Annotated in this window: 12 protein-coding genes and 2 pseudogenes; 9 read left to right on the forward strand and 5 right to left on the reverse strand. The window is 63.3% G+C overall.

What is annotated here, in order from left to right; genetic code table 11:
• Nucleotides 1-3 precede the first annotated feature (3 nt).
• Complete coding sequence (locus CSV86_RS10510) at nt 4-1,188, forward strand: acetyl-CoA C-acyltransferase (RefSeq protein ID WP_009402850.1); 1,185 nt, start codon at nt 4-6, stop codon at nt 1,186-1,188.
• Nucleotides 1,189-1,525: 337 nt separating this feature from the next.
• On the opposite strand, the gene CSV86_RS10515 is transcribed toward CSV86_RS10510, so the two are convergent.
• From CSV86_RS10515 to CSV86_RS10525, 3 genes are read right to left on the reverse strand one after another with little or no spacing between them, the layout of a single operon-like run.
• Nucleotides 1,526-2,815 carry an ISL3-like element ISPpu12 family transposase gene (locus CSV86_RS10515; RefSeq protein ID WP_004574636.1) on the reverse strand — a complete coding sequence of 430 codons (1,290 nt, stop codon included), beginning with the start codon at nt 2,813-2,815 and terminating at the stop codon, nt 1,526-1,528.
• A 21-nt stretch (nt 2,816-2,836) separates the two neighbouring features.
• Nucleotides 2,837-3,349, reverse strand: coding sequence for a signal peptidase II (gene lspA, locus CSV86_RS10520; RefSeq protein WP_003821921.1), 513 nt, complete (start codon nt 3,347-3,349; stop codon nt 2,837-2,839).
• Nucleotides 3,350-3,352: 3 nt separating this feature from the next.
• On the reverse strand, nt 3,353-4,249 hold the full coding sequence (locus tag CSV86_RS10525; RefSeq protein ID WP_004364974.1) for a cation efflux transmembrane domain-containing protein: 897 nt from the start codon (nt 4,247-4,249) through the stop codon (nt 3,353-3,355).
• Nucleotides 4,250-4,344: 95 nt separating this feature from the next.
• Here CSV86_RS10525 and cadR point away from each other — a divergent pair, with 95 nt between their 5' ends.
• A complete protein-coding gene (cadR, locus tag CSV86_RS10530; RefSeq protein WP_009403731.1) occupies nt 4,345-4,752 on the forward strand; it encodes a Cd(II)/Pb(II)-responsive transcriptional regulator in 408 nt (135 codons plus the stop codon).
• 130 nt (nt 4,753-4,882) lie between these two features.
• Nucleotides 4,883-6,600 (forward strand): annotated as a pseudogene (locus tag CSV86_RS10535) (DUF1302 domain-containing protein).
• 413 nt (nt 6,601-7,013) lie between these two features.
• Here the strand turns inward: CSV86_RS10535 and CSV86_RS10540 are convergent.
• The gene (locus CSV86_RS10540) at nt 7,014-8,492 is read right to left on the reverse strand and encodes an efflux transporter outer membrane subunit (protein WP_170394569.1); all 1,479 of its coding nucleotides are present in this window, start codon (nt 8,490-8,492) and stop codon (nt 7,014-7,016) included.
• A 91-nt stretch (nt 8,493-8,583) separates the two neighbouring features.
• Here CSV86_RS10540 and CSV86_RS10545 point away from each other — a divergent pair, with 91 nt between their 5' ends.
• The 4 genes and pseudogenes from CSV86_RS10545 to CSV86_RS10560 all read left to right on the forward strand — a co-directional run bounded on the left by CSV86_RS10545 (nt 8,584) and on the right by CSV86_RS10560 (nt 14,725).
• Nucleotides 8,584-9,198: a TetR/AcrR family transcriptional regulator gene (locus CSV86_RS10545; RefSeq protein ID WP_009405297.1), complete on the forward strand. Its 615-nt coding sequence runs from the start codon at nt 8,584-8,586 to the stop codon at nt 9,196-9,198.
• 79 nt (nt 9,199-9,277) lie between these two features.
• Nucleotides 9,278-10,384: an efflux RND transporter periplasmic adaptor subunit gene (locus tag CSV86_RS10550; RefSeq protein WP_009405296.1), complete on the forward strand. Its 1,107-nt coding sequence runs from the start codon at nt 9,278-9,280 to the stop codon at nt 10,382-10,384.
• Nucleotides 10,381-13,503 carry an efflux RND transporter permease subunit gene (locus CSV86_RS10555; RefSeq protein ID WP_009405294.1) on the forward strand — a complete coding sequence of 1,041 codons (3,123 nt, stop codon included), beginning with the start codon at nt 10,381-10,383 and terminating at the stop codon, nt 13,501-13,503. Before CSV86_RS10550 ends, CSV86_RS10555 begins: the two co-directional genes overlap by 4 nt.
• Nucleotides 13,500-14,725 (forward strand): annotated as a pseudogene (locus tag CSV86_RS10560) (multidrug effflux MFS transporter). The gene CSV86_RS10555 and the pseudogene CSV86_RS10560 overlap by 4 nt, the downstream one beginning before the upstream one ends.
• Nucleotides 14,726-14,763: 38 nt before the next feature.
• On the opposite strand, the gene CSV86_RS10565 reads toward CSV86_RS10560, so the two are convergent.
• Nucleotides 14,764-15,393 (reverse strand): TetR/AcrR family transcriptional regulator, encoded by a 630-nt coding sequence (locus CSV86_RS10565; RefSeq protein ID WP_009405290.1) that lies wholly within the window; start codon nt 15,391-15,393, stop codon nt 14,764-14,766.
• A gap of 190 nt (nt 15,394-15,583) precedes the next feature.
• On the opposite strand from CSV86_RS10565, the gene CSV86_RS10570 reads away from it, so the two are divergent.
• Together CSV86_RS10570 and CSV86_RS10575 are read left to right on the forward strand one after the other, a co-directional pair.
• Nucleotides 15,584-17,104: a phytoene desaturase family protein gene (locus CSV86_RS10570; protein ID WP_009405288.1), complete on the forward strand. Its 1,521-nt coding sequence runs from the start codon at nt 15,584-15,586 to the stop codon at nt 17,102-17,104.
• Nucleotides 17,097-18,260, forward strand: a complete 1,164-nt coding sequence (locus CSV86_RS10575; protein ID WP_170394572.1) for an FAD-binding oxidoreductase — start codon at nt 17,097-17,099, stop codon at nt 18,258-18,260. The genes CSV86_RS10570 and CSV86_RS10575 overlap by 8 nt, the downstream gene beginning before the upstream one ends.
• Nucleotides 18,261-18,315 lie beyond the last annotated feature (55 nt).

The raw sequence follows: 18,315 nt of genomic DNA on the forward strand, positions 1-18,315 counted from the left end.
TCCATGCAAGACGCCGTCATCGTATCCACCGCGCGTACGCCAATCGCCAAGGCCTGGCGCGGCGCCTTCAACGACCTCACCACACCGAGCATGAGTGCCATTGCCATCCGCGCTGCGGTCGAGCGCGCGGGCATCGAACCCGCGGAAATCGAAGACCTGGTACTGGGCACCGCCATGCAAAGCGGTACCGCAGCGATCAACCCGGCGCGCCTGTCCGCCCTGGCGGCAGGCCTGCCGCTGTCGGTGGCAGGGCAGACCATCGACCGGCAGTGCGCCTCGGGCTTGATGGCCATCACCATTGGCGCCCAGCAGATCCGCGGGGAGGGCATGCAGGTGGTGGTCGGCGCCGGCCAGGAGCAGATCAGCCTGGTGCAACAGGCGCACATGCAGGCCGCCAACGCCGCTCAGGACGCTACGGTCCGGCGCCTGTGCGAGCACGCCTATATGCCCATGCTGCAAACCGCCGAGCATGTTGCCAGGCGCTACGGTATCGATCGCCAGGAACAGGACCGTTACGCCTTGCTATCGCAGCAACGTACGGCCGCCGCGCAGGCCGCCGGGCTGTTCGCCGACGAGATCGTGCCGGTCACGGCACAGCGCAAGGTCGTCGATAAGGCCAGCGGCCGCGAAACCCGCGAAAGCGTGCATCTGGCCCGGGACGAGGGCAACCGTCCGCAGACCCGCCTGGAAGATCTCGAGGCGCTGCAACCGGTGATAGAAGGCGGATGCGTGACCGCCGGCAACGCCAGCCAGTTATCCGACGGTGCCAGTGCCTGCGTGCTGATGAGTGGCGCCCGGGCGGCCCGCGCAGGGTGCCAGCCGCTGGGGCTCTACCGGGGCATGGCGGTCGTCGGCCTGGCGCCGGAGGAAATGGGCATCGGCCCGGTGCTGGCGATACCGCGCCTGCTGGCGCGGCATGGGCTGCGGGTCGAGGACATCGGCCTGTGGGAGATCAACGAAGCCTTCGCCTGCCAGGTGCTGTATTGCGCACAACACCTGGGTATCGATCCGGCCCGCCTCAACGTCAATGGCGGGGCCATCGCGATCGGGCACCCCTACGGCATGAGCGGAGCGCGCATGGTCGGGCATGCCTTGCTCGAAGGCCGCCGGCGCAAGGTGCGCTATGTGGTAGTGAGCATGTGCGTCGGCGGCGGCATGGGCGCTGCCGCGTTGTTCGAGGTGCTTTGAGCGCAGCTTTGAGCCTGTGCCGAGCCATAACGAATCGGCATGGCATTGATCCGAAGACGCTATTTGTGAGCGCCGTTGCACCTCCCTGATACTCCTCCTCACCGACACCGCCGGCCTGGGCGGCCGGCGCGTCCGCGCTGAACCCATCATTTTCCTCTCTAATAAAACAATAAGAGGTCAAGTGTGAGCGCAATCCTTGTTTTCTGCCGGCGCCGTGCGCCGCTGGCGGCCCTGTGCTGCCTGCTTGCTACCCCGGTCACCGGGGCGCAGTTCGAATTCGGGGTATACGGATTTAATGGTTGATGGGGCACCTTCACCCATCAATCTGATACCACCCTCAGATGGTTGATAGATCGACTCCGTAGTTGAGTTCCTCTGCGAAGTCCGGCAGTCCGTAACCGATGGTTTTCTTGTAGAAAGGAGAGACCTTCGCAGTCGGTGCCTTCTTCTTGTGCTTCGTGGTGTAGAGCATTCGTGCCCGCATCACCTCGAAGGAGTAACCGCGCCCTTCACGGTTCTTGTCCTTGGCCAGTCGGTTGATGGACTCCGTGTAAGCGTTGGTGACGGGCATGTCCGTCTCGAAGTAGGTCATGGTCTCTTCGCGCCAGTTTCCCACTGCCCTGACCAGATCGCTCCAGACTTCCTTTTGGCCCTTCGGGATGGTGGCTATCCACTCGTCCAGGGCGGCTTCTGCCTGGAGCCGTGTGGTGGCGTCCCAGATGCCGTAGAAGCGCTCCTTGTGCTCGTAGGCGGCCAGCAGTTGCGGGAACGCGCCTGTCCAGGTCTCCATGATGAGGCGCTCCCGGTCTGAGACTTCGTGAGCGCGTTTCAGCAGGATTTTCCGGTCTCCCTTGAGAGTCCGGCTCTGGGACGGTTTCAGCTCCTTTCTGAGGCCCTTGCGCACTCTCTCTAGGGCATCGTTGGCCATGCGCACCACATGGAACTTATCGACCACGATACGGGCCTGGGGCAGCACAGCCTTGACCGCTGCCCGGTAGGGGTTCCACATGTCCATGCTGACGATCTCGACCTTCTGCCGGTCTTTCAGCTTCATCAGGTAGTTGGTCACCACGTCCTGGCGGCGGGTGGCCAGCAGGTCGAGCAGGGTTCGCTCCTCAATGTTGGTCAGAATGCAGCGGTAGCGCTTGTTCAGGTATAGCTCGTCAATGCCCAGGATGCGGGGCGTCTCGAAGCGGTGCCAGCGCCCCAGGAACTCGGCGCGGGCGTTGAAGATGTCGCGCACCGTCTTCTCGTCCAGGCCGGTCTGTGCCGCCACAAAGGTGTAGGGGTGGTTGAAGGATTCCTTCTCCACGTACTCATGCAGCCGCAGTGTCATACGGAATCCGTCCACCATCTCCGGTAGCTGGGGCCTGAATGTTGTCTTGCAGGCCCGGCAGGTGTATCGGCGGCGGACCACCCAGAGAGTGACCCGCTTGCCGTGGATGGGCAGATCACGATAGGGAACGTCACGCTTGCCGAACCGTACGAACTCACCCTGCACGCCGCATTCCTCGCAGGCGATGGGATCGGGCACGTCCACCTGGAAGTGCATTTCGTCGTCGGTTGATTTGCAGCCCAGTACTTGGTATTGCGGCAGGTGAAGGATGTTGTCGGGAAGTTCGGTCATGGTGTTGTATAGGCGTAGGTGTCAGTCAGATCCATCCGACTCGGCATTGGTGTTTGCTTTTTTACCCAACAAGCTGCTGGAAACGAAAAGTAAGGCACCGAGGACAATTGCAATATCAGCCAGGTTGAAGGCCGGCCAATGCCAGTCTCGCCAATAGAAATCAAAGGAATCCACAACATAGCCGCGAAAGACCCGGTCAATCAGGTTGCCCATGGCGCCACCGAGGATAAGACTGTAAGCGATGGCTTCTCCTTTATGACGATTTTCAAGGATCAGCTTGATCAGAAAAATCGAGACCACTACCGCGATTCCGATAAAAAAGTAGCGCTGCCAGCCTCCACCATTCGCAAAAAGACTGAATGCGGCACCGGTGTTCCATAGGTGCACCCAGTTAAAGAACGGGGTCACCGAAACATACTCGCCATAGGCCATTGATTGCTGCACCAGCCACTTTACAGCCTGATCAGACGCTGCCAGCAGGCCCGATATGGACAATAGGGCATACGGCGAGAGCTTTTTGCCAATAATGAGCATTATTTAACCCTTCAACGCCAAAATGCGTCTGGCACCGTTAAGTACAATGCCCCCCGCGATGGTGCCGATAATCAGATCCGGATAATTGGAACCGGTCCACGCGACCAGGGCGCCGGCGGTGATGACCCCCAGGTTGATCACCACGTCGTTGGCCGAGAATATCCAGCTTGCCTTCATGTGCGCCCCGCCTTCCCGATGTTTGGATATGAGCAGCAGACAACTGGTATTGGCAATCAATGCGACGAATGCGATAGCCATCATCACCAGCGATTCAGGCTCACTACCGAATACAAAGCGTCTCACCACCTCTACGAGCACGCCCACAGCCAAGATCAGTTGCAGTACACCAGCAAGATGCGCGGCACGTACCTGCATTTTCACGCTATGTCCAACCGCATAAAGGGCAAGCCCGTACACCGCCGCATCGGCAAAATTGTCCAGGGATTCTCCAATCAGGCCGGTGGACCGGGCGATCAGACCGGCAGTCATTTCCACCACGAACAGAAGTGCATTGATGCCGAGCAACCAGCGCAGGGTCCCGGATTCTTGCTTAGCAGAAGCTGCCGAAAACTCGGCGGCCTTGATGGTCTCCGGATTTGCAGCGACGGTTTCCTGAAGCGAGGCGCCTAGCCCCAAGGTCTTCAGTTTCGAGGTGACGGGCTCGACCTCGCCGTCATGCACGACCTTCAGCCGGCGGTTCGACAAGTCGAAGGACAGCGCCCGAATCTCCTCAAAGCCGTTCAGGGCTAGGCGAATCATTCGTTCTTCTGATGGACAGTCCATCTTCGGCACGGCATAAACACTGACCCATCTCCCTGGCGCCTCGGAGGAGGCCTGTATATCGGTATCCGCTGCGGACGTTGCATCACCGCCACAGGCGCCACCACAGGATTTGCTCATGATACGACTCCACTTGAACAATGTTGTGGTACCATTTAAAACTATAAAGCTACTATAAGGTCAATAGAGTAAAGAATCCGTTGGGGAGGAGGCTGATGCGCATTGGTCAGTTGGCGCAGTTGGTAGGGGTCGAAACACAGACGATCCGCTTCTATGAACAGCAGGGCTTGTTGCCGCCGCCTGATCGGCAGGACAACGGTTACCGTGTCTATACCGAGAAGCATGGTGAGGGGCTGGCCTTCATCCGTCGCTGCAGAATCCTGGGCCTGTCACTGGCTGAGATTCACGAACTACAGAGCTATGAGGACGACCCTCATCAGCCTTGTACCGCCGTCAACGCCTTGCTCGATGATCACATCTCTCATGTGCGGTCGCAGATAACCGCTCTGCAAGCGCTTGAGAAACAACTCGTTTCACTGAGAGCGAGTTGCAACGATGACCGGGAAGTTGAGGCGTGTGGGGTTCTTGCTGGAATTAGCGAAGGAAACATGCACCAGCAGTAGGTGAAGCATCAACCAGATAATCCGATGAGATGCCGGTCTGTCTCACTCTCATGCAAAGGTAAGATCAACCATTTAATCCGCTTACCCCGAATTCGCTACCCTGCAGGGGCACTTCGATTCGGCGCTCTCCATGGGCGCCGCCGTCAGCACCGCCAACCCCGACAGCAGTTGCAGGCTGCCAATGGCAATGACGGGCGGCGCAATTACCGCGCCGGCGACGTGTTCTCCGTCATTTTCAAAGGCACCCATGACCTGGAACTTAGCCGGGACAACCTCGGTGTGTTCCTGCGCGGCACCTACTGGTATGACACCGCGCAGCGTGACCACAGCCAGCGGGCGGTGGACATCGACGACCGCAATCGCCAGGTCTCGGCGAAAACCGCAGGCGCGGAACTGCTCGATGCCTTTGCCTATGGCCTCTACGACATCCATGGCGAGCCCGGCTCGCTGCGCCTGGGCAGGCAGGTGGTCAACTGGGGGGAGAGCCTGTTCATCCAGGGCGGACTGAACGTGATCAACCCGTTCAACCAGGCTGCACTGCGCCGCCCCGGTGCCGAGGTGAAAGACGCCCTGGTCCCGGTCAACCTGGTGTACGTCACCCAGAACCTTAACCAGGCGCTATCGCTGGACGCCTTCTACCAGCTTGACTGGGACCAGTCCCGGCTGGACAACTGCGCCACCTTCTTCTCCGGCAACGACTTCATGCCCGAGGGTTGCCAGGGCCTGGATGTCGGCGGGCAGATGGTGACCAACCCGATGGTTTCGCAGGCCCTGGCAGCCTTCGGCGTGACGCTGACGGAGGAGGGCGTGCGCGTGCCCCGCGGCAGCGACGAGAATGCTCGCGACGGCGGCCAATGGGGACTGTCGCTGCACTGGTACGTCGAGCACCTGGACACCGAACTTGGCCTGTTCGCCGCCAACTACCACAGCCGTACTCCCTACCTGGGCACGGTCAGCAGCCGTTACTACGCCAACGGCGGTTTTGCCGGCGAGCTCTGCGCCAATGTCGGTGTGGCGTTGGCCAACTGCGGCGCGTTCCTGGCGTCTGGTAGCGGGCAGACCCTGGTCGGCGCCTTGCGCATGGGCACCGCGCAATACCGGGCGCAATACCCCGAGGATATCCGCCTGTACGGCCTGACCTTTGCCACCACCCTGCGCAGTGGCGTCGCCGTTCAAGGGGAGCTCAGCTACCGGCCGAATGTGCCGGTCCAGCTCAATGGCAACGACGTGTTGCAATCCTTGCTCAACGCCCCCGGGCGCAGCCCGCTGAACGCCGACGGCCTGCGCCCGCCGACCGACACTACGCCGTTCGACGGTTACCGGCGCAAGGAGGTGACCCAGGCCCAGGTTTCGGCGGTACAGGCGCTCGGCCAGGTCATGGGTGCCAACCAACTGGTGCTGATGGGCGAAGTGGGGGCCACCTGGGTCGGCGGGCTGGAGGGGCGTTTCGGGCCGCGCTACGGCCGCTCCGGCGCCTACGGCAATGGCGAACTGGCCGACAACGACCTGTGCCTGGCGATCTCGAAAAGCCCTGGCGATTGCAACGGCGAAGGCTTTGTCACGCCGTTTTCCTGGGGCTATCGGCTGCGCGCTACCTGGAGCTACCCGGGCCTGGTGCCGGGCCTGGATATCCGCCCCAGCCTCGCCTGGGCCCACGACGTGAAAGGCTACGCCCCTGCCGACAGCTCGGCGTTCAACGAAGGTTCGCGCTCGATCAGCCTGGGTATCGACGTCTCGTTGGCCGGCCAGTACTGGGCGAGCCTTGTCTACACCGATTACCTCGACGGCGATTACGGCACCCGCGGTGACCGTGATTATGTCGCGTTCAGCGTGGGGGCCAATTTCTAGTGCAACTCAGCAGCGCAGGTTCAAGGGTGGGCGCGATCTTGTGGGAGCTGGCTTGCCAGCGATGGGCATGGGGATCTGCACATATTTTGAGGTAAGAAGGCCCGTCAGTAGATCGCATCAGGGCTGGCAGGTGCTCGTCATGGCTTTTCCGGCGTCCTTGAGATCGAGCGCCGCCCGCGCGGCGCATCGCTGGCAAGCCAGCTCCCACATTTGTCGCAACGTGCCATGGCCTGTGAGATCTCCGTTGCCAGCCTTTGGATGTTCGGCGATCTACTGCGGGGAGGCTGTTGGGCTCGACGTGGTATCGCGTCGTCCGAACAAGGCGGTCAACCATGGCCTGACAGGCATAGGCACGTTGCAACAAATGTGGGAGCTGGCTTGCCAGCGATGCGCCGCGCGGGCGGCGCTCGATCTCAAGGGCGCTGAAGATCTTCCGGCATGCGCCTAGCGGCCACCAGATGCTCCGGGCTCCAGCCACCGCCCAATGCACGAAAGACGGCGATGGCAGCCCGTGCCGACGCCGCTTGCGCCTGAGCCCGCGCGTCAGATGCTCGCAGCAGGGTCTGGTCGGCATTGAGCACTTCGATCAGGCTGGCAGTACCGTTCTGGTAGGCGATGAATGCTGACCGCCTGGCGCTGTCCAGCGAGGTTTCACCAGCGGCCAGCGTTGCTGCCTGGGCTTCCCGATTGACCAGTGCCGAGAACGCGTTCTCGACATCTTCACCGGCTCGCAGCACCGATTGTGCATAGGCTGCGAGCGCTTGCGCCTGCTGTCCCTTGGCCTGGTCGATCTCGGCATTTATCCGGCCGAAGTCGAACAGCCTCCAGCGCAGTCCCAGCAGCCCCGCCGACTGGCTGGCGCCGCCGCCGAACAGATGGCCGCCGGAGGTGGTTGCGCTGCCGATCAGCGCACCCAGGGAAAACCTGGGGTAGTACTCGCTGACTGCAACGCCGATCCGCGCATTGGCGGCCTTGAGCCGCCGTTCGGCCGCGATGAGGTCGGGGCGTCGGCGCAGCAGATCGGCCGGCGAGCCGATGTCCGAAACCTGGGGCGCGCGTGGAATCGCCCCGGCTGCCGACAACGCCTCACGATGCGTACCCGCCGGCGTGCCGAGTATCACATCGAGCGCGTTCATGGCAGCATCCAGCCTGGACTGCAGCACCGGTACGCTTGCCTGAACCTGCGACAGCTCGCCCTCGGTCTGATGGATCTGGTACTCGGCGGCGAGGCCTCTGCTGTGCAGCAGGCGAACCTTGGCCAGCAAGTCCTCCTGGGTCTTGACCTGCCGCTCGGCGATGTCGAGGCGGGCCTGCAAGCCGCGAATGGTGGTGTAGATGTCCGCAGTTTGTGCGGCGATGGCCAGCCGGGTGGCGCTCACGCCAGCCTCGGATGCCTGGTATTCGGCCCGGGCTGCCTCCCGGTCACGGCGCAGGCCGCCGAACACATCCAGCTCCCAGCTCGCTTCGAGGTTGGCCTCATAGCTATTACCATAGCGGTCGTAGCCCGGTGTTGAATCGAGCACCCTGCCCAGTGGGGTTTCCACCGACTGGTAGGCGCGTGCGGCTTGTCCCTGGACAGTGCCGGAGGGCAGCAGCGCGGCGTTGGCTGCGCCGAGGCCGGCACGAGCCTGGGAAAGGCGGGCCTGAGCCTGTGCTATATCAAGGCTTTGCTCCAGAGCCTGGGTGACCAGGCTGCTTAGCAAGGGGTCGCCAAAACCGTCCCACCATCGAGCAGAATCGGCGTGTCCAGTTGCTGAGCGTTGCTCAACGGCGGGCTGGCCGAGATACCTGCCGGGCAGGGGAGGGTCCGCTGGCTGATAGTCCGGACCGACCGCGCAACCCGCAACCACGCTGGTGCTCACCACGAGAGTAAGAATACGGAAGGGAGGCATGGCGTTACTCTCAAGCGAGATATAAGGTGTGACCATATTATAGATTGGTCACTTGATGTCAATCGGCTCACCGAGGAGCTAAGCTGCAAGAATGAATGAAAACATCACTACACCCTCCACGCGTGGCCCCCAGGAGCATGATGTCCGCGACCAGGTCATCGAGGCGGCCACCCGGCATTTCGGGCACTACGGTTACGAGAAGACCACCGTCTCCGACCTGGCCAAGGCGATCGGCTTTTCCAAGGCCTACATCTACAAGTTCTTCGACTCCAAGCAGGCCATTGGCGAGGTGATCTGCTCGAACCGGCTGGCCATGATCATGGAAATCGTCAACGCCGCGATCGACCAGGCACCGACGGCTTCCGAAAAGCTGAGGCGTCTGTTCCGCTCGATTTCCGAGGCCGGCAGCGATCTGTTCTTCCATGACCGCAAGCTCTATGACATCGCGGCGGTTGCCTCCCGTGATCAATGGCCGTCGGTGCAGGCACACGAGCTGCGGATCCGCGCGATCATCCAGCAGATCCTGGTCGATGGCCGCGAGGCGGGTGAATTCGAGCGCAAGACACCGCTGGACGAGGCTGCCAACGCGATCTTCCTGATCCTGCGCCCCTACGTGAACGCCGCTCAATTGCAGTACAACCTCGACACCGTTTCGGAGGCTGCGGCGCATTTACCGGCACTGATATTGCGCAGCCTGGCGCCATAGGTATCGCTAGTGACTATTGACAATATTGGTCACTAGAAAAAGAATGGGGTTCTTGCATAGTCCATGAGCCCGGAACCCCATGCGCCTCAAGCCAGCTGCTTTCGCCGTTTGCGTACTGCCTTTCGTCCTGGTGGCGTGCGGCGACCCCTCCGTCAGCAAAGACGCCCGTACAAAGCCGCCCGTGGTCAGGACGGCGGCGGTCGAGCGAGCAGTCGATGCGCCCCGTTCGTTCACCGGCGTGGTTGTCGCACGGACCCAGAGCGATCTGGGTTTTCGCGTTTCGGGCAAGGTGCTCGAGCGCCTGGTCGACACCGGAGAGACGGTCAGGCGCGGCCAGCCGCTGATGCGCCTCGATCCTGTCGACCTGCAACTGCAGGCGCGCGCGCAGCAGGAGGCCGTGGTGGCCGCCCGGGCGAGAGCCAGCCAGACGGCCGATGACGAGGCCCGTTATCGCGGTCTGGTTGCAGAAGGTGCCGTATCGGCATCGACCTACGATCGGATCAAGGCCGCCGCCGACGCGGCGAAGGCCCAGCTCAGCGCGGCGCAAGCCCAGGCGGATGTGGCGCGTAATGCCACCGGCTACGCGGTACTGTTGGCCGATGCCGACGGCGTGGTGATGGACACCCTGGCCGAGCCCGGCCAGGTGGTCAGTGCCGGGCAACCGGTGGTGCAACTGGCGCGCGCCGGGCAGCGCGAAGCCGTCGTGCACCTTCCCGAAACCTTGCGCCCGGTGCCGGGCTCCACTGCCCAGGCGATCCTGTATGGCAACAGCGGCCCCGCGGTTACCGCCAGGCTGCGTTTGCTCTCCGAGGCCGCTGACGGCACCACCCGCACGTTCGAAGCCAGGTATGTGCTCGACGGTGCGCTGGCGAACGCGCCACTCGGTTCGACCATTACCCTGAACATCGCCAAGGAAAAAAACGCGGACCAGGTACTGCAAGTGCCCATCGCCGCGCTTTATGACCCGGGTAACGGCACCGGCGTCTGGGTGATCGCCGGAGAGCCGGCGAAGGTCTCCTGGCGGCCTGTGCGGGTGTTGGGCATCAGTGATGATGCGGCGCGTGTCACCGGCAACCTCGACGCAGGCGAACAGGTGGTGGCGCTGGGCGCGCACCTGCTGCGTGAAGGCGAAGAGGTGCTGTTGGCGCAGATGGCTAGCGCATCGGTCGCCGGGGTCCAGCCATGAGCCAGCAGCGTTTCAACCTGTCGGCCCTTGCCGTGCGCGAGGGTTCCATCACGCTGTTCCTGATCCTGTTGATCGCAGCGGCCGGGACGCTGGCGTTCTTCAAGCTCGGCCGGGCGGAAGACCCGCCCTTTACCGTCAAGCAGATGACCATCATCACCGCCTGGCCAGGCGCTACCGCCCGGGAGATGCAGGATCAGGTCGCCGAACCGCTGGAAAAGCGCATGCAGGAGCTGCGCTGGTATGACCGCAGTGAAACCTTCACCCGTGCGGGGCTGGCGATCACCCTGGTGTCGCTGCTCGACAGAACGCCGCCGTCGGCAGTCCAGGAGGAGTTCTACCAGGCGCGCAAGAAGCTCGGCGATGAAGCCAGGGCGCTGCCGGCGGGAGTGATCGGGCCGATGATCAACGATGAGTTCTCGGATGTGACCTTCGCGCTTTATGCGCTCAAGGCCAAGGGCGAACCGCAGCGGCAACTGGTGCGTGACGCCGAGTCGCTGCGCCAGCGCTTGTTGCACGTGCCGGGGGTCAAGAAGGTCAGCATCATCGGCGAGCAGGCCGAGCGGATTTTCGTCTCCTTCTCCCATGATCGCCTGGCAACGCTGGGGGTGACGCCGCAGGACATCTTCGCTGCCCTCAACAGCCAGAACGCGCTGACCCCGGCCGGTGCTGTCGAAACCAGCGGGCCGCAGGTGGTGGTGCGCCTGGATGGCGCCTTCGACGAACTGGCGAAGATCCGGGAAACCCCGGTTGCCGTGCAGGGGCGTACGCTGAAGCTTTCCGATGTGGCAAGCGTGGAGCGCGGTTATGAAGACCCGGCCACCTTCCTGGTTCGCAACGGCGGCGAACCGGCATTGCTGCTGGGCGTGGTGATGCGCGAGGGCTGGAACGGCCTCGATCTCGGCGCAGCGCTGGACGCCGAGACGGCGAGTATCAACGAGGCCATGCCCCTGGGTATGACCCTGGCCAAGGTCACGGATCAGGCCGTCAACATCACCTCATCGGTCGATGAGTTCATGGTCAAGTTCTTCGTCGCGCTGCTGGTGGTGATGCTGGTGTGCTTCCTCAGCATGGGCTGGCGCGTGGGTGTGGTGGTTGCCGCGGCCGTGCCCTTGACGCTGGCCGTCGTGTTCGTGGTGATGGCGGCCACCGACAAGAATTTTGACCGCATCACCCTGGGTTCACTGATTCTTGCCCTGGGCCTGTTGGTAGACGATGCCATCATCGCCATCGAAATGATGGTGGTGAAAATGGAGGAGGGCTACGACCGCTTCAAGGCGTCGGCCTACGCTTGGAGCCACACCGCCGCGCCGATGCTTTCCGGGACCCTGGTCACCGCCATCGGCTTCATGCCCAACGGATTCGCGCAGTCCACGGCGGGTGAATACACCAGCAACATGTTCTGGATCGTCGGCATTGCCCTGATCGCCTCCTGGATAGTGGCGGTGGCGTTTACCCCGTACCTGGGCGTGAAGCTGTTGCCGAACATCAAACGGGTCGAAGGCGGCCATGGGGCTATCTACAACACCCGCCACTACAACCGTTTTCGCACCCTGCTGGCGCAGGTCATCGCCCATAAATGGCTGGTGGCGGCTGCGGTCATCGGCCTGTTTGTCATGGCCGTGCTTGGCATGGGGCTGGTGAAGAAGCAGTTGTTTCCGACCTCCGACCGCTCCGAGGTGCTGGTCGAGTTGCAGATGCCCTACGGCACCTCCATCGAACAGACCACCGCCACCGCGATCAAGGTCGAGTCCTGGCTGCGCGAGCAAGAAGAAGCCAGGATCGTCACCTCGTACATCGGCCAGGGCCCGCCGCGCTTTTTCCTGGCCATGGCACCTGAACTGCCCGATCCGTCGTTTGCCAAGATCGTGGTGCTGACCGGCAACCCCGAGGCCCGAGAAGCCCTCAAATTGCGCCTGCGCGAAGCCGCCGCGCAAGGCCTGGCGCCCGAGGCCAGGGTGCGCGTCACGCAACTGGTGTTCGGCCCGTATTCGCCTTACCCGGTGGCGTATCGGGTGATGGGGCCCGACCCTGTGCAGTTGCGCCAGATCGCTGCGCGCGTGGAAGAGGTTCTGCAGGCCAGCCCGATGATGCGCACGGTGAACGCCGACTGGGGCCCGCTGGTACCGACGCTGCATTTTTCGCTGGACCAGGATCGCCTGCAGGCAGTGGGCCTGACTTCCAGTGCGGTCGCGCAACAGTTGCAATTCCTGCTCAGCGGCGTGCCGATCACCTCGGTGCGCGAGGACATCCGCTCGGTGCAGGTGGTCGGTCGCGCGGCCGGGGCGATTCGCCTTGATCCCGCGAGGATCGAAGGCTTCACCCTGGTCGGCTCGGCTGGCCAGCGCATACCGCTCTCGCAGGTCGGCGAAGTCGATGTGCGCATGGAAGATCCCATCCTGCGCCGCCGTGACCGCACGCCTGCCATCACCGTACGGGGCGATATTGCCGAAGGGTTGCAGCCGCCAGACGTGTCTGCGGCGATCTGGACGACGTTGCAACCGATCATCGCGACCTTGCCGGCCGGCTACCGTATCGAAATGGCCGGCTCCATCGAGGAGTCGGGCAAGGCCAGCCGGGCGATCCTGCCGCTGCTGCCGATCATGATCGCCCTGACGCTGCTGATCATTATCGTGCAGGTACGCTCGATCTCGGCCATGGTCATGGTGTTCCTTACCTCGCCGCTGGGGTTGATCGGGGTGGTGCCCGTTCTGCTGCTGTTCCAGCAACCGTTCGGCATCAATGCCCTGGTGGGCCTGATCGCGCTGTCGGGCATTCTGATGCGCAACACGCTGATCCTGATCGGGCAGATCCACCACAACCAACGCGACGGGCTCGACCCGTTCAATGCCGTGGTGGAGGCTACGGTACAGCGGGCCAGGCCCGTCCTGCTGACCGCGCTGGCGGCCATCCTCGCGTTCATTCCGCTAACCCATTCGGTGTTCTGGGGCACGCTGGCCTACACCCTGATCGGCGGGACATTCGTCGGCACCATCATGACCCTGGTGTTCCTGCCCGCGATGTACTCCATCTGGTTCAGGATCGGCCGCGACATCACGCCGCCGAAGCGCAAGCCCGAAGCCGAACGACGCACGTACAGTGAAACGAGGAGTGTGCAATGACCGATCTGCAGAACCAGTCCGTAGCGCTGGATGGGCTGGCGCCTCCCAGGGGCAGCCCCATACTGACGGGCAGGCTCGTCGCCTTGCTGGCGTGTCTGTCGGCGATCAGCGTGCTGTCTACCAACATCATCCTTCCTGCGTTCCCGGAAATCGGCCAGGAGCTAGGCGTTTCTTCCCGTGAATTGGGGCTGACCCTCTCCAGTTTCTTCATCACCTTCGCGTTCGCGCAATTGCTGGTGGGGCCGCTGGCGGACCACTACGGGCGCAAGGGATTCGTGTTGGGAGGGCTGGCCCTGTTCGTGATCGGCACAATGGTCGCAGGCTTTGCCGGCACCCTGGATGTGCTGATTGCCGGGCGTGTCATACAGGCGTTGGGGGTGTGCGCCGCAGCCGTGCTGGCGCGGGCCATTGCCCGCGATCTGTTCGACGGCGAAACCCTGGGGCGTGCGTTGTCGCTGACGATGATCGCGACTGCCGCGGCCCCCGGTTTTCACCGTTGCTTGGCAGCCTGTTGACCACCGCCTTGGGATGGCGGGCGATCTTCGTGATGGTCGGGGCAGCCGCCGTCCTGATCGCCGGGTTCTACGCCCGCGGCCTTGGCGAAACCTTGCCACCTGGGCGCCGCACGGCGCTATCGGCAGCGAGCGTGGTGTCCGCCTATGGCAGGCTGCTCCGTGATGGCAGGTTCATCCTTCCCGCCGCCTCGGTGAGCTTGTTGATGAGCGGTCTGTTTGCCTCGTTCGCCGCCGCGCCGGCCATCTTGATGAGCGGGATGGGCCTGTCTTCGTTGCAAGCGGGTCTCTACTTCGCCGCCACCGTTTTCGTCGTCTTCGCTGCCGGCCTGGCGGCCCCGCGACTGGCCCATCGTTTTGGCAGCCGAACGATCACCACCCTGGGGCTCGCCACGGCGCTGCTGGCCGGGGCCCTGTTGCTTATCGGGCCGAAGAACCCCGGCCTGGGCTGGTACTCGCTCTCGATGGTGATTTTTCTCTGGGGCATGGGCCTAGCAAACCCATTGGGCACCGCCATCACCATGAGCCCGTTCGGCAAGGAAGCGGGCCTGGCGTCCGCGTTGCTCGGCTTCTTGACCATGGGCGCCGCGGCGATCACCACCTGGCTGGGATCGGTACTCGAATACCCGCCGGTGCTGACCCTGGGGGCTATCCAGGCGACGGTGTGCGCGGTGGCACTGGTGACGTTCTTTTCGAGTAGACGCGGTTAACCTCGCAACGCCGAGGTCAAAGGGGGCAAAAGGCCCGGTCAGGCACGGCCTGCGTCCCCGGACCTGAACAGGTGTTCGAAGCCCAGCAGGGTGCTGTCAACGAAGCGCGCGTCAGTGATGTCGGCGGGGAATTGCAACACGCCGTGGATCACCAGCGAAGCCAGCCCGTGGGTGTACGACCAGCCTGCCAGGGCGGCGCGGCGAACGTCGGCGCTGTCGATGTCCTGGGAGAGGATTTCGGCAATGATGCGCTTGAGTTCGCCGAAGGCTTCGTCCCGGGCTTCACGGTATTGCACCGGCATTGCGTCGCCGCCCAGCTCCGGCCCGAACATCAACTGATAGAGCGCCGGGTTGGCGCGGGCGAAGCTGAAATAGGCCAGGCTGGCCTCACGCAGTTTCTGCAGGCCAGCCTGGCCCTGATCGCCCTTGCGCAGCGCCATTCCCAGCTCGCGAAACCCCTGGGCTGCCAGATGGGCAATCAGTTCGGCGCGGTTGGCGTAGTGGTAATAGGCGGCCGTCGAGCTCACGCCAACCCGCTCCGATACCGCGCGAAGCGACAGTTTGGTCGGTCCCACTTCTTCGAGCATTTGTCGCGCGGCGTCGAGAAGCTGCGGCGCGAGGTTGCCTACGTGGTAGGTGTCGCGGGCTCGCTGGGGAGACTTGGTCATGTGGAGGAGGCCTTGATCCTGTGGGTTTCGAAGCGCCGTGATCTTAGCACTCGAAAGTATCTTGACGATGCTAAGATCAGATCTTAGCATCGTTAACATTGCTCCCGTGGTACGCCCATGCCTTCACGCTGCCACCGTCCGGAGCCTTTTTTTGCAATTAAACTAAGCGCTGATAAGTTCGAGGTGAAGCATGAAGCACTACGACGCCGTGGTGATTGGCGCCGGCAACGCCGGGCTGACCGCCGCGACTGCGCTGCAGCGCGGCGGCAGCCGCACGCTGCTGGTGGAGCGGCATAATATTCCGGGTGGCTGCGCCACGTCCTTCGTGCGTGGGAACTTCGAGTTCGAGGTGGCGCTGCATCAGTTGAGCGGCCTGGGCACCGAGGAAAAGCCGTTCGTGATGCGCAGGTTTTTCGAGCAATTGGGGGTGATGGACAAGGTCGAGTTCATCCAGGAGCACGCGTTGTATCGCCTGGTGGTGCCGGGAGAGCTGGACGTCACCCTGCCGGCCAGTTGGTCGGGCATCCGGCGCCTGCTGCAGTCGATGTACCCGGCCGAAAGCGAGGCCATCGAGCGCTTCATGCTGGTGTGCGAAAAGGTCACCCTGGAAAGCTTCATGACCCTGCCGCAGGCTTCGCGCGCCAACAGCGAGGCGATGCTCAGGTCGATGTGCCCGTACTACCTGCAATATGGCTTCCGTCCGGCCCGCGAGGTGCTGGACGAGTTCTTCGCCGACGCCAGGCTGAAGAATATCCTCGCCACCTACTGGCTCTACCTCGGCGTGGCGCCGAGCATGCTGCCGTTCGCCGACCTGGCCACCATGCTTTACGCCTACGCGGTGTTCAAACCCTGGCATATCAAGGGCGGCTCCCAGGCCATGTCCAGCGCGTTGGTGGAGTCCTTCCTCGAAGCGGGCGGCGAGGTTCGCTTCAACTGCGGCGTGGAGCAGATCCATACCGCGGACGGGCGCATCCGTGGCGTAAGCCTGGAAGGCGGCGAACGGATCGCCTGCGATGCGGTGGTCTCCAACGCCAGCCCGTTGATCACCTTCAATGAACTGCTCGACCTGGAGCGCCCGCCGGCGAAGATCCGCCAGGACTTCAAGTCGCGACGCATGGGCACCTCGGCCTTCGTCATCTACCTGGGCCTGGACTGCACGCCCGGGGAGCTGGGGGTGACCAGCGCCTCCAGCTTTATCTACGAGACCCTCGACGAGGAGCAGATCCACGCGCGCATGGGCAGCCTGGAGCCGCCGCTGGGCGGCATGCTCACCTGCTACAACCTGGAAGACCCCAGCGCCGCACCTGCGGGCAAAAGCCAGGTGGTACTGGTTTGCCTGCAGTACGGCGAGGTATGGAAGTCGGTATCCCCGGATCGCTACGCGCAAACCAAGTATGAGTTCGCCGAAAAGCTGATCGCGGTGATCGAGAAGGTCTACCCCAAGGTGCGCCAGTACATCGAGGAGGTAGAAGTGGCTACGCCGCTGACCATGATGCGCTACCTCAACACGCCGGGCGGGGCCATCTATGGTTTCCAGCAGAGTGCCCAGGACTCGGCGCTGCTGCGCGAACGGCTGGATGCGGTGCCGGGCCTGTACATGGCCGGCGCCTGGACCACCATGGGTGGCTTCCAGCCAACCTACATGGCCGGCGAATCGACCGCCCGCGCCGTACTCAAGCAACTCAAGGCCAGGAAGTCCGAACATGTCTGAACAGAATGCGTTGAACCTGATCGCCGGTTACCCGGAGGCGGCCGCGGCCAAGCTGGCGCTGGAGCAGAACGGCAGCGATTTCCAGGAGGTGCGCGGCGAGGTCGGCAGCACCGTGGTGCAACTGCATCCCAAGCGCCTGGCGCTACGGGTCGCCACGATCATCGAGGATACGCCAAGCACCAGGACCCTGCGTCTGGTGGCGGCCGATGGCCAGGCGCTGCCGCCCTTCCAGGCCGGCCAGTACATCAACCTGTTCGTCGAAATCGACGGTGTGCACACGGCCCGGCCCTACGCCATATCCTCGTCGCCGGTGCAGCGCATGCACTACGACCTGACCGTCAAGCGCGCCCGGGGCGGCTTCGTTTCCCACTACCTGCTCGATCACGTGGAGGTGGGGCAGGGCTTCAGCAGTTCCGGGCCGATGGGCACTTTTCATCACAATCCACTGTTTCATGGCGACGACCTGGTGTTCCTGGCCGGTGGCTCCGGCGCGGCGCCGGCGCGCAGCATCCTCCTGAATATTTTCGATCGCGGGCTGCCGCAGCGCCTGCACATGATCTACCTGAACAGCCATGTGGATGACGTGATCTTCGCCGATGAGCTACGCGAGCTGGCCCGGCGTCACGAGCATTTCACCCTCAGCGAAGTAATCTCGCGGCCTCCCGCCGGCTACGCCGGCCGCAGCGGCCGTCTGAACCGGAGCATGCTCCAGGAACTGCTGGGCGAGATCGGCAACCGGATGTTCTACATCTGCGGCCCGACCTCGTTCAACGACAGTTGCATCAGCCTGCTGGGCGAGCTGGGCGTGGCCCGCAGGCGCATTCGCGTCGAGGCCAACGGTGCGCCCAAGGCGCCGGACGAGCAGCATGGCTGGCCGGAAGGCGTGAGCCTGGACGACGAGGTGCAGATCACCGTGCAGGGCAGGGGCAGGTTCCGCAGCAAGGTCGGCGAGCCGCTGCTCAACGCCCTGGAGCGCAATGGCTACTTTGCCGAGAACGCTTGCCGCTCCGGCGAGTGCAGCCTGTGCCGGGTCAAGCTGGTGGCGGGCAGCGTGTTCAATCCCCAGGAGGCGCGCCTGCGCACGTCCGACCGCGATTTCGGCTGGATTTATTCCTGCGTGGCCTTTCCCACGGGCGATATCGAAGTGCTGTTGTGAGTCGCCGCGTTGCGCTGGCAGCCCGATTGGCTAGGCTCTGTCTGGATACCCGATT

Source organism: Pseudomonas bharatica CSV86 (genome assembly GCF_000319305.2).
Classification (GTDB): domain Bacteria; phylum Pseudomonadota; class Gammaproteobacteria; order Pseudomonadales; family Pseudomonadaceae; genus Aquipseudomonas; species Aquipseudomonas bharatica.

Bases quoted from the DNA above. Each gene is read 5' to 3' on its own strand.
- CSV86_RS10510 (WP_009402850.1), top strand. From the start codon at position 4: ATGCAAGACGCCGTCATCGTATCCACCGCGCGTACGCCAATCGCCAAG.
- CSV86_RS10515 (WP_004574636.1), bottom strand. From the start codon at position 2,815: ATGACCGAACTTCCCGACAACATCCTTCACCTGCCGCAATACCAAGTA.
- lspA (WP_003821921.1), bottom strand. From the start codon at position 3,349: ATGCTCATTATTGGCAAAAAGCTCTCGCCGTATGCCCTATTGTCCATA.
- CSV86_RS10525 (WP_004364974.1), bottom strand. From the start codon at position 4,249: ATGAGCAAATCCTGTGGTGGCGCCTGTGGCGGTGATGCAACGTCCGCA.
- cadR (WP_009403731.1), top strand. From the start codon at position 4,345: ATGCGCATTGGTCAGTTGGCGCAGTTGGTAGGGGTCGAAACACAGACG.
- CSV86_RS10540 (WP_170394569.1), bottom strand. From the start codon at position 8,492: ATGCCTCCCTTCCGTATTCTTACTCTCGTGGTGAGCACCAGCGTGGTT.
- CSV86_RS10545 (WP_009405297.1), top strand. From the start codon at position 8,584: ATGAATGAAAACATCACTACACCCTCCACGCGTGGCCCCCAGGAGCAT.
- CSV86_RS10550 (WP_009405296.1), top strand. From the start codon at position 9,278: ATGCGCCTCAAGCCAGCTGCTTTCGCCGTTTGCGTACTGCCTTTCGTC.
- CSV86_RS10555 (WP_009405294.1), top strand. From the start codon at position 10,381: ATGAGCCAGCAGCGTTTCAACCTGTCGGCCCTTGCCGTGCGCGAGGGT.
- CSV86_RS10565 (WP_009405290.1), bottom strand. From the start codon at position 15,393: ATGACCAAGTCTCCCCAGCGAGCCCGCGACACCTACCACGTAGGCAAC.
- CSV86_RS10570 (WP_009405288.1), top strand. From the start codon at position 15,584: ATGAAGCACTACGACGCCGTGGTGATTGGCGCCGGCAACGCCGGGCTG.
- CSV86_RS10575 (WP_170394572.1), top strand. From the start codon at position 17,097: ATGTCTGAACAGAATGCGTTGAACCTGATCGCCGGTTACCCGGAGGCG.